This window comes from Singulisphaera rosea, from assembly GCF_054877945.1.
Genome location: NZ_JBTYIP020000006.1, coordinates 85,730 through 100,387, shown reverse-complemented (window position 1 = coordinate 100,387; position 14,658 = coordinate 85,730). Strand labels below are relative to the sequence as shown.

Genomic DNA, 14,658 nt, shown 5'->3' with positions numbered 1-14,658 from the left:
CATGAGGCACATCAGTCACCTCGCCCAGCAGTCTTTACAAGCCCGAAGCGCCAGCGAGTGAATCTTTCCGCAAAACAATCAAGAAAGCTTCACTCGCTGGCGCTTCGGGCTTGTATCAGAAAATTCCGACTTCCTCATGAATCGCCCCACCTTCGAGACTACACCATGCCCCGATACCTGATCCTGGCCATCACCTTCTTCGCCTGCACACCACTCGCGACCATCGCCGAGGACAACATCCTGAGCGAGCAAGAGCGCAAGGACGGCTGGCGACTCCTCTTCGACGGCCGGACCACCCAGGGCTGGATGACGACCGGCAGCAAGCCCCTGCCCCAGGCTCATGTCCAGCACGGCAGCCTGAACCCACACCCGTGCTCATACATGCTGGTCTACGACAAACCCCAGGACAACTTCGTCCTCGCGCTCGACTTCAAGATCACCCCGAAGTGCAACAGCGGCGTCTTCATCCGGACCGCCCCCTTGACCCCCCGACCGGGCAAGGACGTCGGCTTCAACGGCATCGAGGTCGCCATCGACGACACCCGCGACTCCGACTTCCACGACACCGGCGCGATCTACGACCTCGTCAAGCCGACGACCAACCCCATGAAGCCCGTCGGCGAGTGGAACCACCTCCAAATCACCTGCGACCGAAACATCATCGTCATCGAGGTCAACGGCCGGCGCGTCTCCCACATGGACCTCGACGAGTGGACCACCCCCAACAAGCGCCCCGACGGATCCGACCACAAGTTCGACGTCCCCTACAAACTCCACCCGCGCCGAGGCTACATCGGCCTCCAGGACCACGGCTCCGACTGCTGGTACCGCAACATCAAGCTCCGACCGCTCCCTTGATGGAGGGAGGAGGGGAGGATTCACCACAAAGGCACAAAGGACACAAATAATTTCAAAAACAACTACTTTTATTGTTTTCTCTTTGTACCTTTGTGGTGAATCCTCCCCGCTTTGATCGGAGATTCACTCCGCTCGCTCAATCCAACCTCGGCGCGTCCGGCAGGGCCTTGATGAATTCGAGCGACTTCGTGATGACCTCGTCATTGATGCCCATGTGTCCCATCGTCGGGTAGTGATGGAACACGTGAGAGGCCCCGGCGTTCTTCAAGGTCTCGACCATCCGGAGCCCGATCGCGATCGGGACGGACTTGTCGTTGTCCGAGTGGAAGATCAGAATCGGCGGCATTGATTTTTTGACATGCTGGATCGGCGATGCAAGTTTCCTCGCCTCCTCGGACTCCACGCCGTTCGGCTTCCAGAGGTCGCCCCAGCAGTCTTTGCCCAGGAGGTCGTAGTTGCCGGCCACGCTGATGACGGCCTTCACGTCGTTGCTCGCCTTCTCCCAGCCGCCGGTCCTCGGATACGGCCCATCGCCCAGGGTGGCGGCCAGGGAGACCATGTGCCCCCCGGCCGACTGGCCGATGAGGAAGACCTGCTTGGGGTCGATCTTGTACTTCTCGGCATTGGCGTGGACGAAGCGGATCGCACACTGGACGTCCTGGTAGCAGGCCGGCACGGGCGTGCATCCCGTCAGGCGATAGTCGATCGCCATGGCGAAGAACCCAAAGCCGGCCCACTGGTCGACCTTGATCGCGGAACTATCCCGCCGATTCCCGCGAGTCCACCGGCCGCCATGCACCGAGATGATCGCGGGCCGCAACCCGCTCGACTGCGGGTAGGCGATGTCCGCCAACAACCCCGCCCCGTGGACCTGGCCATAGACCACATCTTCGAGATGGACGATCTCCTTGGAGGCCGCCCGAGCGGCCCCATCGGCGGCCAACGCCTTGGGCTCATCGGCGGAACGGGCCGTAAGAGAGAGTGTGAGGAGGAGGATCGAAAGGGAGGCGAAAATCGTCAATCTTGGCATGAATTACTCTGCAGATTTTAGACTCGAGATCCAACAATGGGTCGAGGAGAGAGTCGTACACCCGACTTCGCAATCCATTCTTGCACGTTCGCTCGGGATTTCGGAGACACCTCCGCGGACTCTTGCCATGCCCATCGATTGCGGGAGAGTCGCGAGGGCGAGAGGGCCCCGGCAAGACGAAACGTCGTGTGGCGTGTATAATGTGGGCCGTGTTTGAACAGAGGCTCGTCGCCCGGGACGAAACGTCGACGGGCTCGACTGATCCATCGCATTGCCACAAAACAGGTTGCGACGGTTCAAAGCGAGCGTCGGGCGTACGTCTTTCCTGCAAGCCCCCTTGGCTAGGTAATCAGTGGCACCATGAAAGCTGGCATCGTCGGTCTGCCTAACGTCGGCAAGAGCACCCTGTTCAACGCCCTGACCAGCTCCAAGGCGGCGCAGAGCGCGAACTATCCGTTCTGCACGATCGAGCCGAACGAGGGGATCGTGAGCGTCCCCGACGACCGGCTGCAGCGGATCTGCAAGTACATCGTCCCCAAGAAGATCATCCCGACGGCGCTGAAGCTCGTGGACATCGCCGGGATCGTGAAGGGGGCGAGCGAGGGAGAGGGGCTCGGGAACAAGTTCCTCAGCCACATCCGCGAGGTGGACGCCATCCTCCAGGTCGTCCGCTGCTTCGAGGACCCGAACGTCGTCCACGTCGCCGGCGTGGTCAACCCGCTGGCCGACATCGAGACGATCGAGATCGAGCTGATGCTGGCCGACCTCCAGACGCTCGAGAACGCGCTCCCGAAGGCGGAGCGGACCGCCAAGAGCGGCGACAAGGAGGCGAAGCTGCGGGCCGACGCGATCCGGAAATGCATGGATCACCTCGCCAAGGATGAGCCCCTGCGGAAGCTCACGCTCGACGAGGCCGAGCTCAAGACGATCTCCAGCTTCGGGCTGATGACGGCCAAGCCGAACCTGTATGTCGCGAACGTCGACGAGAGCGACCTCGAAGGCAAGGGGCCGCTCGTCCAGAAGCTCCGCGAGTTCGCCGCGAAAGTCGGTGGCTCCGTCGTCCCCGTCTGCGCCAAGCTCGAGGCCGAGATCGTCGAGCTCGACGAGGCCGATCGCGCCGAGATGCTCGAGTCGGCCGGCCTCACGGAGCCGGCGCTGACGGTGCTCGCCCGCGAGGCCTACCGGGTCCTCGGCCTGCAAAGCTACTTCACCGCCGGCGAGAAGGAAGTCCGCGCCTGGCCGATCCCGATCGGCGCCACCGCACCCCAGGCCGCCGGAGTCATCCACACCGACTTCGAGAAGGGCTTCATCCGCGCCGAGGTCTACACTCTTGACGACCTCGAGACCTACCACAGCGAGAAAGACATCCGCCAGGCCGGGAAGCTCCGGGTCGAAGGGAAGAATTACGTCATGCAGGACGGAGACATCTGTCACTTCCTCTTCAATTGAGCCTTTGTCCTGAAACCCGGTTTTTTCTTAAAAACCGGGGTTCTGACGCGCTCGGCTCCGCCAACCCTCCCTGGATGTCATCGTCTACCCCCACAGAAACTCGGGTGGATCATAGGGCGGAGTCGGTGCTGGGAAGGGTGGATCAAGGGTAGCACCGGTTGGCACAACCGGTGTCGCGCAGCGACAAGAGGCATACCGCATCATGACCTCGGCCTCCCCGGCAATGCGGTCGACGGAACAGTCAAGCCGGCAAGAACGAGACGCAAGTCCTTACCTGGCAAAATCTTTAGATCTCGACGACTTGCCAACGACCTCTTGTCGCTGCGCGACACCGGTTGTTCCAACCGGTGCTACCCAGATAACGCAGGAGTGACATCACACAGCCGACGTGTGTGACAGCACCGATCTCATCCCTTGAGCCAACCCGCCTTTTAAGAAAAGACCGGGGTTTCGGTCATGTTCTGAGCCAGGCCGTCCTCAACCAAGGCGGTCAGGCCTCGCGATAGCCCTTTCCGACCTTCACTTCGATGAGACCGTCGGCATAGACCCGCGCCGCGGCCTCGTCGGCGAACGCTTTGGTCTTCGCCTGCCCGTTGCTGCCGATGCGGCCGTAGCGGACGGTGACCTGGACGCCGTCCCGGACGATTTCCCAGAACTTCTCGGAGCTCCCCTCGACCATCTCGAACCGGCGGACTCCCGCAGGGCTGGCGGGCGACGAGGCTTCCGAAGGAGGTGGGGGGGAGGGTACAGCCGTTGCTGTGACCTCCGCGGCCTCCGGCAGGGTGCCGGAGGGACCGGCGACATCTTCGCGGACGCCGACGTACGAGGGGAAGCGGGGGACGCCGCCGTCGGAGAGTTCTTGATAGCGGAAGGTGATGATCGAGCCGATCGGGGGCGGCGCGCCTCGCTCGGCGTCGGAGAAGCCCGTGCCGACCGAGAACCGGGTGCCATCGGCCAGTTCGACGAAGAGGGCCCCGAGGCGTCCCTTGTGCCGGCCCGCCCCTTTCTGGTGCTCGAGGACTCGGGCCTCGGCGTCGCGGAAGCTCTTGATCTTGAGCAAGGTCATCGAGCGCCCCACCTCATAGCGCGAGCCGGGCTGGCGCATCATCAGGCCCTCGCCCCCGAGGGCCTCGACCCGGGCAAGCTCCTCGCGGAGATGGGCCAGGCTCGTGCAAGGCGCGTGCTCATGGGCCCGGACGTAAGACACCCCCCGCCGTGTGACATGGTCACGGACCAGCGCGAGGCGATCCTCGAAGGGTCCGTCGGCCGCCGGGGCGTCGAAGGCGAGGAAGCTCACTTCCTTCCACAGGTCGCTCTTGTCCTGGCGGCGGACGATCCCGACGGTGCGTTGGAACGCCTTGCGGCCGATCCAGAGCTCGCCGTCGAGCGGCACCTCGGGCAGCCCGGCGAGGAACCAGTCCGGGGCGTGAAACATATTCCCCAGACGCGAGAAGATCGCCTTACCATCCCAGTAGGCCCGGACCCCGTCGAGCTTCTCGCTCATCCACCAGCCGGAGAGGTCCGCCGCATTATCCCAGCGCTCCGCCAGGAGCAGCGGAGGCGCCTCACGCCCCTCCTCTTCCCCCGACTCGGCCTTCGCACTCGACGTCGATGCCGCCGTCGCGTCCTGGCCGATCCGCAGATCCTCCGCGGCATCACCACGCAGCTTTCGTAAGTGTTTGCAAGAACGACGTTCGATCGCCACCGATTGATTACGCCAGGCCGGGCAGGAGCACGAATAGAGCCCGCCGACGTTCTTCAGCACGTACGGCTTGGCCCCCGACCCCTTCATCTCCACCGACTCACCGTCATTCAAGTCGGGCATCGGCTCGCCTCCTCAACGTCCCGTCACCGGAGCTCACGCCTCACAACGTGAACGTTCTAACACCGATCAACGATCGATGCAACGCGAGAACCTGAGCGGGCGCACACACAAATTGAAACAAAATAATTTACAATTAAACATAGATTAACCAATCGACAAAACCGCCGATAAGGAGACTCGAAGTCCGAGCCGCGTCGGGATACCAGTGCTACCCCCAATGCCACCGGAACCACCGTTCAAGCCGCGTTTCGTTTGTTTCGTCTGTCGCGTTGGCTTCGCAACCAGTGGTAAAATCCATGGAGAGTTTATAGGGAAGGCGAACCATGCCAAACGGCAAACACGAGATTATTGAACCAGGGCTTTTGGAAGTGCCAATCGCCCGGGAAACGGGTCGAGCATTGGCCTCGCGCCTCCAGCGGGGCCAATCTTCTCTCGAGGTCCGAGACGCGGACACGGGTGAGACGCTCGCCATCCCACCATCGGCGGAGCGGGCATTGCTCCAGGTGTTGGAAGAGATGGGGCGAGGGCGAGCGGTCGCGGTCACCACGGTCGCCGCCGAATTATCCACGCAACAAGCGGCGGACATCCTCAACGTCTCCCGCCCTTATGTCGCCAAGCTGGTGGACGAGGGCGCGCTGCCAGCCCGCAAAGTCGGACCTCACCGCCGGTTGCTCTTGAGCGACGTGCTGGCTTACAAGGACGCGATGTACGCCAAGCAGGTGAAGTCGATGGAGGAGTTGGCGGCTCTGACCGAAGACCTCGGTCTGTACGACGCTGATCCGAAATGAGCCGAGCTCCTGCCGTCATCTACGACTCGTGTGTCCTCTTCCCACCCTCACTTCGAGATCTCCTGGTTTAGCTGGGGATCACCGGGGCGTGCCGCCCGCGATGGACCGTCGCCGTTCACGAAGAATGGACACGTAGCGTCTTGGCCGCGCGGTTCAACGTCAGAGCCGAGAGTCTCACCCGGTGTTGTCAACTGATGGACGCCGCCGTCCCGAATTGTCTGGTGACCGGATACGAGCCGCTCATCTCCGGTCTCACTCTTCCCGATCCGGATGACCGGCACGTTCTGGCAGCGGCGATTCACGCCGGCGTCGAGAACATCGTCACGTTCAACCTCAAGGATTTCCCCGAAAAACAGACCCAGCCGCACGGAGTCTTCGCCATTCACCCTGACGCATTCCTCGTTCAGTTGCTCAACGAATTCGAGAACGAGGTGTGCTTGGCCGTACAGCGTCAGCGAGGGCTCCTCAGGAATCCGCCCAAGACGACGGCGCAACACTTGGCCACATTAGAAAAAATCGGACTCGACCGGGCGGTATCACTGCTTCGGGCCTTCGAAGAGAAACTATAGCTCAACAGGATTCCGTTCGGCCGCCGGGTTCCTTGCGGCCGCAAAATTCAGCAAATGGACAGCCGAAATACAAATCATACAAATATGCAAGAAAATCATATCCCCTCAAGCGAAGCCGCTATCGTCGGCAGGCTCATGAAGCCTGACGACGGCGACTTTTCGGCCGAACTGGCGCGAGAGATTCTGAGCCTCCAATCTGAGCGAGCGGGATCAAGCGCGCGTGCGGGAACTCTCGCTCAAAGCCCAGGAAGGGACGCTAACGGCTTCGGAGCTGGCCGATGTCGAGAACTGCCGACGGGTTAGGATACCGGCCCGGAATCCTGCGGTCGAAGGCACGGCTCTCGGAGAGGGGTCGACGTTGAAGGCCGAACCCCGGCCTTGAGGAGGAAGCCGGGGTTCGGATCAGCCGGTCAGAGCAAGCTCTCGAGGAGGAGCTTGAGTTTTCGGACTTCGACCTCGACGTCGAAGGTGTTGTCGGGGAGGTCGAGGATCGAGACGGTTAGGGCGCGGTCGTAGCCGTAGCGGGCGAGTTGGTTGACGACGCGGTTGTATTCGATCTCGCCCTGGCCGACGCGGACCTGGAATTCGCCGGGGTTCTTGCCGGTATCGCGGAGATGGATGTTCTGGACGAAGGGGTAGACCTCGTCGAAGTCGGCCCCCTTGTGGGGTCCCTGGATGTAGTGGCTCGGGTCGAGAGTCAGGCCGAGGCCCGGGACGGCCTTGCACAGGGCGACGGCCGCGGCGGGGTCGGCGGTCAAGGTCGCCGAGTGGGTCTCGACGGCCAGGACCAGGCCCTCGCGCATGGCGTAGCTGGACAGGCCGGTGAGCCGCATGACCTCGTCGTCGAAGGACGTGCCGAGGGGCGCGGCGGAGATGGTCAGCACGGCGACGGTCAAGGGTTTCGCCAGGCGACACATCGCCTCGAAACGTTTCCTGAGGATCGGGCTGTCGAGGGTCAAGTCCCCGAAGTCGAGCCCGATCGCAGCAGGGGTCAGGCTCGGCCCCCGGCGGAGCCGATGCAAGGCCGCCTCGGTGTTCCCGGCGACCTCCGACGGCTTCATGTGGCCGCTGTCTTCGACGATCGCCAGCTCGATCTTATCGAATTCGAGCTCGGCGATGTGGCGAAGGGCCGATTCCAACGGCTCCTTCGAGAAACAAAGCGTGTTGCAGGCGACGAACACCCGAACCCCTCCTCACCCTCCCTGGGATGCCCGGGCGGTCGGTGCGAGCCGACCTGGAGTCGACCGATCCCCGGGTCACCACGGTCGGGTGATCATCTTACCGAAGGACTCGATTGGGCGGTAGGGCAGTCGCTTTGCCGGTCCGGATCGCATCCTCGGCCTCATCCTCGAGGCCGAGCGTGGCCGACCCGGGGGGCTTCGCCCAGTGCGACGAGGCGAGCCGGGCGAAGTCGGCGAACCGCTTCTCGCGGTAGGCATGGAGGGCGGCGACCAGGACCCTCCGGGAGTTGAGCCGTTCGGGCTCGGTGAGCGACGGCCCCGACACGGCCACGTCGTCGACCCAGAGGGTCCCCGGGCCGAGGAGCTCGAACCGGAGCCGCGCCCCTTCGAGGCCCGCCGCGGGGATCTCGCCGACCCGGATCGTCATGGGGGACCACTCGGCCGGCACGGCGAACTCCGACCAGCGCAGATAGGGCTGACCGGCCGCCTCCGCCTCGATCCAGGTCCGGACCTTGGTCCCCGGTGCGGCCGAGCGGAACCAGGCCTGGACGGTCAAGGTCGGGTGCGCCTTGGCGACGAAGCTCTCGCTGATGATCGACGCCGGGCCCGTCGGTGTGTTGAGCTTCAAGCTCCCTCGTCCCGAGTGCGGACGGACCGGGTCGATCTCGATCGTGTGCCCCATCCCCCCGGCGGCCTGCCAGCCGTTGGGCGCCGTGGTGCCCCGGGCCACGGCCAACTGCACGAGCGGGGACGTGGTCGGCTCGAAGCCGGGATTGGCCGGGCCGAGGCCGCCGCCGGGATCCTGATTCAGCTTCGAGAGCTGGGTGGAGAGCTCCTCGTATCGCGCCTGCATCCCCGCGAGGACCGCGTCGGACGGATAGGGCGTGACCGAACCGACCTGGACCTTCGCCGAACCGACCCGGATCGCGGCAACTCCGAACGGGAGCAGGTCGAGGACCAGGCGACTCCCCCCGCCGGCGACCGATTCCGGGGCGAGGCGCAGGCCTCGGCCAAGGTCGTCGATCGCCGCCGACTCGGTGGAGCCGAGGATCGTCTCGAGTCGGATCGGATAGGGCGTGTCGTTGGCCAGCGAGACGTAGGATGACGTCCCCGAGCGCAAGGTCCGCACGGCCACTCCGAAGGGCTGCCGGTCCACGGGAGAGGAGACCTTCGCCAGGCCAGGAAGGGCCCGGAAGACCCGAGCGAAGCGGCGAACCCGCTCCTCGTGGCCCGCGACCGACGACGAGGCCAGCATGACCCATTGGGCGTCGAGCGCGGCCACCGCATGCCCCATGAGCTCGTCGGCCGCCGCCCCTTCGGGCAAGGGCGAGGCTTCGAGGTATAGCCCGCAGCCCGTCGACGATCGAGAGCCTCGGTTGGCGGCCCGCGGGCCCGGCTCGGCCGTGTCGATCAGCAGGCCGCGGCGGGGCCGGGCGACGACCTGGGCATCTAGCTCGGGGCTGGTGGCGAGGTCATGGACCAGGGCATCGGGCGAGAGTCCGGCCCCTCGGAAGACGATCGGCGCGTCGTCGCCGCCGGGCCAGGTCTCGAGGTCGAGCCCGACCGCTCGCCAGGCATGGCCGGGGGCGAGGCCCGCGAGGTCGACGCGTCTCGCCTCGTGACCGGCCGGGCCGGCGTCGAGACCAGGCGTGGCCACGGCCAGCGACGTCCCCGGAGCGCCTCGTCGCGCGGCCTCGGCGAGCGTGCCGTAGAGGGCTCCGATCGCTCGCGAACGCCAGGTCAGCCAGGGCATCCGCCCCGGCCCCGCCACGAATTGCAGCCGGGCGGCCATCCGGTTCGGTTGGCTCGAGCCGACGCCGGGGATGTTCGCCGTGGTCTCGGGCGCGAACGCCTCGCGAACGAACCGGGCGAACGTGACGTCGTCGAAACCGGTGTCGGGTCCGCCGAGCAAGGTCGGGCCCGAGCCGAGCCGGATCAGGAGTCCGGCGAACCCTTCACGCCCTTTCCGGGACGCCGAAGTCTCGGACACCCGACGAACCAGGGCGTCCCGCACCTCGGGGTGGAGCGGGTGATACGCCACGCCGTCGGGAAGCCCTCGACGGTCGACCCGAAGAAGCCCCCGCTCTTTCGCCCGGTCGGTCTCGGGGCCGGGGAGGCCCGGCAAAGCGCCGTCGAGGGCCAGCTCGAGCCACCAGGAATACTTCTGACGCCCCAGGATCCGGCAGAGCAGGTCGAGGCGGTCCGGGCCCGTCGAGTCCTCGAACGCCTGCCCGTCGAGCGCCCGTCGGCGGCCTCGGTCGGCCAGGCCTTCGCCGACGACCAGCGACGAGGCGCCACAGTAGGTCAGGTAGCGGGTCACGTTCTTGGCCAGGGCCAGCGGGTCGGCGGGAGACGTCTCGACGCCGCCGAACCGGTCGAGGAGGTCGGGGGTCGAGAGAGTCAGGCCCAGGCTCCGGGCTTCGGCCTTCGGCTCGACGATCGCCGGTGCGGCGGGGACCTCGTCGAGCTCGGCGAGCACCACGGTCCCGAGGTGGACCGGGGCGAGCGTGTCGCGATTGACGAGAACGAGGACCGGGTCGGGGGAGTCGGGCCAGACCAGCCACGAGAACGAGGTCGCGGGCCCCCCTTCGAGGATCGGGGGACCCGACGCGCAGGCGTCGAGCAGGACGCGAGGGCGCCCCGCGGGGCCTCCGGAGTCGACCAGGGCCACACCGAGCGCGGAAGGCTGGCCGCCGACGACGGAGAGCGACAGTCGGTGCGGACGACCCGGGTTCGGCACCCTGAGCCCCAAGGCCGACCAGGCCAGGCCGGTTGCGTCGGAGGGGGCGAGAACGGCCGTCTCGGAGCCGGCGTGCGTGATCCACCCTCGGAGCCGGTCTCGACGGGTCGCCTCGACCAGGGCCGCCTCGGGGACGGACCAACGTGTCCCTCCTTGAGTCAGCAATGGGGCGCGGCCCGAGGCTGAGGGACGCTGGCCCCGTAGCCTCGCGAAGTCGATCGTCTCCATCACCTCTTCGCCGCCCGCGCCGGCCCCCGCTCCCCCCTCGGCGGCGATCGGCTTGGTCCCCACGACCGATAGCGCCAGGCGCCGGATCGAGGACGTGACCGTCGGGTTCCAACGCCTTCGGAGCCAACGCCCGAGCCTCGAACCCTCCAGCCCCGCGAGCGGCTCCCAGGTCGAATGGAGCTCCAGGACGTACGTCCCTTCGGTGCGGGGCATGACGACGTCCCAGGACTTCCGGGGCGCCCCCACGACGTTCGTCCGCACGACCTCGCGGCGCTCGAGCCGCCAGACCGGCTCTCCCCCCTCGATCGGGCGGAGCTCGGCCGTCGTGCGGAGCGAGACTTCAGTCGGATCAGGGGTCAGGACGTTGTACCCGACCGCCACCGAGATCGTTTCCCCAGGCAAGGCGGTGCCGTCGCCGCGCTCCAGGTCGACCTCGAGTGCATCCCACCCGAGCCGCTCGACGGTCACCTCGAGATTCCCCTGCGTCACGGGCCTGGACAGGTCATCGAGAACCGCCTGGAGCGGGACCCGGACAAGCTTTCCACCCGAGCGGAAGGTCATGACCGCGGCGAGGGGAGCTTCGACGCGTGCCCGGACTCGGCCCGACGGCCCGACGCCAAGCTTCCAGCCTTTCCCCTGCTTTTCAGGACCGCCTTTGCCCGTCGCAGCCGGCACAGCGACCGCGTCGAGCACTCGCCCTTCGCTGAGCTCGAGATCGAACGAAGGGTCTTCGGCACCGGGAGCCTGCCCTACGGCGACCGCCTTCCACGTGAGCTCGACCGTCAAGCGGACGGGAGCTCCCCCGGTCTTGGGCGGGACGTTAGGAGGCGCGCCCATGGCGGACGCTCCGAGGAGGAACGCCGTCAGGCCCAGCAACAGCTTGCGCCTTCCATTGCGCATGCGGAAAACCATAATCCCCGAAGTTCGCCGGACGTGACGCAGGCCCACGATCCTTGTCGGCCAACGCCCAGCAGCCGGTCACAAAGATTTCGCCGCTGAAGTCGTCATTCCCGTACTGACAGGTAGATATCGGCGATGTCGCCCCAAAACTGAAGCCGAATCCCAAAAAAACGAAAGGTCACGCCTCTCTTTCAGATTACACCAAAACAAACACCCTACCCAAAACCCCAAGGCCGCCTAATAATCCAAAGACCCCCAACCCTGACGTAGATCACCGTGACCTCCCGGTCGAACGCGCCGCGAACCTCGCCGCGCAATCGGGAGTTACGGATCGGCTCAAGTTCCGAATCAATCCGACCGACACGCAAGTTTTTTCCGAAAACGTCCAAGAGCAGGCCCACTTCCGGGCGACTTATTTCACAGACAGGAAGGATTAGGTCAATCTGAAGCGGCCAAAGCCCCCCTAACGACACAGGAGGCTCCCGCATCCGTTGGTATTTCGAATTGCAAGACCCTCCTCATCCGGATCATAATCGTCGTTGACCTTGCACGACCTGCCTGCGCGGCGAATAGCGTTTCAACCGCATCGGTTTCCCCCGAGTTCTTCCAAAAGGAATTGGACCCTTGCCCTGCGAGGGCGAGTCGGCCCGGGCGGCAGTCGGCCCGGATCCCGGGCGAAAAATGGGACGACCGGGGAAAGTTGCGTTCCCATGTTTCATAGAGGAAAGCGTCCATGTGGACTTTCGTTTGGTACATGACGGTGCTGTTCAACGGGCACGACGGACTCGAACCGACCGACCGGCTCGTCCCCGCGAACTGGAAGGGGAATCCCTGGGGTCCCGAGGCGACCAAGGCCCGGGCGACCGGAGAACTCCCGCCGATCATTATGAGTCCACTGATGAAGGAATGGGATCGCTGGGGGACGCAAGTCCTCCGCAACGGCGACATCGTGTTCCGACGCGCCGACGCCCGGGTCCTCTTCGGCCGGTTCCCGTTCAGCCGGTTCACGGCGAACGTCAGCGGGAGCAAGTACTCGCACACCGGGATCGTGACGATCGTCGACGGCAAGCCGGAGGTCTACGACACGACCAAGTCGGGCGTGCGCCGGCAGCCGTTCGCGGTCTGGATCCTCGATAACGTCGGTCCCTTGGGCGTGAAGCGCCTTCGGCCGGACCTGAAGGACCGCGCCGCCAAGGCGGTCAAGTTCTGCGAGGAGGCGTTCGAGAAACAGGTCCCGTTCGACTTCGACCTCGGCCTCGACGACAGTAAGTTCTACTGCGTGGAGATGACCGAGAAGGCTTATCGCGCCAGCGGCTTGCCCCTCTCCGAGCCGGTCCAGCTCGGCAACATGGAGAATGCCAGCCAGTTCCCGGTTTGCATGTTCGCCTTCGCGAAGCTCTCGAAGCTGAAGCTCGACCAGGCGGTGTTCTTCCCCGGCAACGATCGGCACGGGATCTGGTCCTCCCCCAACCTGGTGACCGTCTACCCGCCGGCGCCATCCTCGTCCTCGTCCTCGTCCTCGGCGGCCAACGGTGCGGGCGCCCGGCCGAAGCCGAAGCGGCCCACGACCGGGTCGAAGACCGCGACGCGACGCACGTCGAACCCGAGCTGAACCTGGGATTGACTTTCGGCGGGACTTGATCAGACTATCGCCGTTTCCAGCTTAATGGATTGGCTGGGATCGCGCCTTGGTCTTTTGAGAGCCCGCCTCCCATGTCACGCTTGCCACGGATCGGCAATCATTTCGGCCTCGGAATCGTCGTCCTGCTCGCCTGCCTGACCTGGACGCCGCCCTCCGCCTCGGGCGCCGACGAGCCAGACAGGGATCCCTCGGCCAAATCCAACCTTCCTCACAAAACGGTGCGTCGCCAGGAATTCGGGGTCGGTGCGCGTTCGTACTGGCTGTTCGAACCCGCCGACCCGAAACCCGAATCCGCGCCGGTTATCGTCTTCAATCACGGCTGGTTCGGCGTCAATCCGGGTGCCTATGGGGCCTGGATCGACCACCTGGTCCGTCGCGGCCAGATCGTGATCTTCCCGCGCTATCAGACGGACGTCTCGACCCGTCCGACCGAATTCTTGCCCAATGCCGTGGTGGCCATCCACGACGCCCTCGAGGTCCTCGCGACCTCGGGAACGCACGTCCGGCCCGACCTCCATCGCTTCGCGCTGATCGGCCACTCGGCCGGCGGCAACCTGGCGGCGCAACTGGCGGCCCTGGCGCGGCAGTACCAGCTCCCCGAGCCCAAGGCCGTCGTGGCCTTGATGCCGGGCGAGGTCCAGCCGGCCAAGGAGCCGAGCCTCTCCCGGATCCCGGCCTCGACGTTGCTCGTCGTCGCCGCCGCCGAGGACGACCGGGTGGTGGGCGACGTCCGGGCCCGGCAGATCTTCCTCGAGGCCTCGGCGATCCCCAAGGAGCGGAAGAAGTACGTCCTCTACCGGACCGACCTCCACGGCTTCCCCGCCTTGATCGCCGACCACCTCTCCCCGACCGCCGCCTTCCGGGGGTTCGACACCGGCGACGGCGTCTTCCGCGGCTTCCAGATGAGTCGCGCCGAGCTCAACGCCTTCGACTTCGCCGGCTTCTGGCGAATCGCCGACATCACCATCGAGGCCGCCTTCCGAGGCATGACCCTGGACCAGGCCACCGACCGTGGCGAAATCTTCCGCCACCTCGGCTACTGGAGCGACGGCCGCCCCGTCGAACGCCCCATCGTCGGCGACGACCTCTCCGCCATCCCACGCGTCTTCCCCACCAACGGCATCCGCCTTATCAAGTGGTCCATGAAAGAAGACCCGGCCGTCGTCCCCGCGGCTCGGCGATAACCCAGGCGCGACCCGTTCGGGCCCCTGCCCCATTTCCCCGTTTTGGTTGAGGAAGCACGAGTCCCCCGGTGTGTGGGGCACTCTTGCCCCGTCCTTGCTGCGGGCCGAGGCGAATACCGCGGGGCAACAGCGCCCCACCCATCGGGGGACTGTTGGCGTACAACAAGTACCCCCTTCAAGCCCGGATTTGGGTTGCCGAGGCGGAGCACTTCGTCCTTTTTTTCATAAATCTGTACTCACAGCTCCAACCTCTAGCGATGACAC

General features: G+C 65.4%; 10 protein-coding genes. 6 read left to right on the top strand and 4 right to left on the bottom strand.

The window, feature by feature from the left end; translation table 11 throughout:
• Positions 1 to 165: 165 nt before the first annotated feature.
• Positions 166 to 858 (top strand): 3-keto-disaccharide hydrolase, encoded by a 693-nt coding sequence (locus tag ACYOEI_RS13340; RefSeq protein WP_462849991.1) that lies wholly within the window; start codon positions 166 to 168, stop codon positions 856 to 858.
• Between the two features lie 136 nt (positions 859 to 994).
• Here ACYOEI_RS13340 and ACYOEI_RS13335 read toward each other — a convergent pair whose 3' ends face one another.
• Positions 995 to 1,888, bottom strand: a complete 894-nt coding sequence (locus ACYOEI_RS13335; RefSeq protein ID WP_462849990.1) for an alpha/beta hydrolase fold domain-containing protein — start codon at positions 1,886 to 1,888, stop codon at positions 995 to 997.
• Positions 1,889 to 2,248: 360 nt separating this feature from the next.
• Between ACYOEI_RS13335 and ychF the strand changes: the two genes are divergently transcribed.
• Positions 2,249 to 3,337, top strand: coding sequence for a redox-regulated ATPase YchF (ychF, locus tag ACYOEI_RS13330; protein WP_462849989.1), 1,089 nt, complete (start codon positions 2,249 to 2,251; stop codon positions 3,335 to 3,337).
• 490 nt (positions 3,338 to 3,827) lie between these two features.
• On the opposite strand, the gene ACYOEI_RS13325 is transcribed toward ychF, so the two are convergent.
• The gene (locus ACYOEI_RS13325; RefSeq protein WP_462849988.1) at positions 3,828 to 5,162 is read right to left on the bottom strand and encodes a DNA ligase; all 1,335 of its coding nucleotides are present in this window, start codon (positions 5,160 to 5,162) and stop codon (positions 3,828 to 3,830) included.
• Between the two features lie 398 nt (positions 5,163 to 5,560).
• Between ACYOEI_RS13325 and ACYOEI_RS13320 the strand changes: the two genes are divergently transcribed.
• Both ACYOEI_RS13320 and ACYOEI_RS13315 read left to right on the top strand, forming a co-directional pair.
• Positions 5,561 to 5,950, top strand: coding sequence for a helix-turn-helix domain-containing protein (locus ACYOEI_RS13320; protein WP_462849987.1), 390 nt, complete (start codon positions 5,561 to 5,563; stop codon positions 5,948 to 5,950).
• Between the two features lie 194 nt (positions 5,951 to 6,144).
• Positions 6,145 to 6,519, top strand: a complete 375-nt coding sequence (locus ACYOEI_RS13315; RefSeq protein ID WP_462849986.1) for a VapC50 family PIN domain-containing toxin — start codon at positions 6,145 to 6,147, stop codon at positions 6,517 to 6,519.
• Positions 6,520 to 6,929: 410 nt separating this feature from the next.
• Here the strand turns inward: ACYOEI_RS13315 and ACYOEI_RS13310 are convergent, their stop codons facing one another.
• On the bottom strand, positions 6,930 to 7,700 hold the full coding sequence (locus tag ACYOEI_RS13310) for a sugar phosphate isomerase/epimerase family protein (protein WP_462849985.1): 771 nt from the start codon (positions 7,698 to 7,700) through the stop codon (positions 6,930 to 6,932).
• A 97-nt stretch (positions 7,701 to 7,797) separates the two neighbouring features.
• Complete coding sequence (locus tag ACYOEI_RS13305) at positions 7,798 to 11,568, bottom strand: hypothetical protein (protein ID WP_462849984.1); 3,771 nt, start codon at positions 11,566 to 11,568, stop codon at positions 7,798 to 7,800.
• Positions 11,569 to 12,301: 733 nt separating this feature from the next.
• Here ACYOEI_RS13305 and ACYOEI_RS13300 point away from each other — a divergent pair.
• The gene (locus ACYOEI_RS13300; protein ID WP_462849983.1) at positions 12,302 to 13,180 is read left to right on the top strand and encodes a YiiX/YebB-like N1pC/P60 family cysteine hydrolase; all 879 of its coding nucleotides are present in this window, start codon (positions 12,302 to 12,304) and stop codon (positions 13,178 to 13,180) included.
• Positions 13,181 to 13,281: 101 nt separating this feature from the next.
• Positions 13,282 to 14,394, top strand: coding sequence for a dienelactone hydrolase family protein (locus ACYOEI_RS13295; protein WP_462849982.1), 1,113 nt, complete (start codon positions 13,282 to 13,284; stop codon positions 14,392 to 14,394).
• Positions 14,395 to 14,658: the final 264 nt, after the last annotated feature.

What these genes read in the sequence shown, in the direction of transcription:
- ACYOEI_RS13340 (WP_462849991.1), top strand. Translation starts at nt 166, where the DNA reads ATGCCCCGATACCTGATCCTGGCCATCACCTTCTTCGCCTGCACACCA.
- ACYOEI_RS13335 (WP_462849990.1), bottom strand. Translation starts at nt 1,888, where the DNA reads ATGCCAAGATTGACGATTTTCGCCTCCCTTTCGATCCTCCTCCTCACA.
- ychF (WP_462849989.1), top strand. Translation starts at nt 2,249, where the DNA reads ATGAAAGCTGGCATCGTCGGTCTGCCTAACGTCGGCAAGAGCACCCTG.
- ACYOEI_RS13325 (WP_462849988.1), bottom strand. Translation starts at nt 5,162, where the DNA reads ATGCCCGACTTGAATGACGGTGAGTCGGTGGAGATGAAGGGGTCGGGG.
- ACYOEI_RS13315 (WP_462849986.1), top strand. Translation starts at nt 6,145, where the DNA reads ATGGACGCCGCCGTCCCGAATTGTCTGGTGACCGGATACGAGCCGCTC.
- ACYOEI_RS13305 (WP_462849984.1), bottom strand. Translation starts at nt 11,568, where the DNA reads ATGCGCAATGGAAGGCGCAAGCTGTTGCTGGGCCTGACGGCGTTCCTC.
- ACYOEI_RS13300 (WP_462849983.1), top strand. Translation starts at nt 12,302, where the DNA reads ATGTGGACTTTCGTTTGGTACATGACGGTGCTGTTCAACGGGCACGAC.
- ACYOEI_RS13295 (WP_462849982.1), top strand. Translation starts at nt 13,282, where the DNA reads ATGTCACGCTTGCCACGGATCGGCAATCATTTCGGCCTCGGAATCGTC.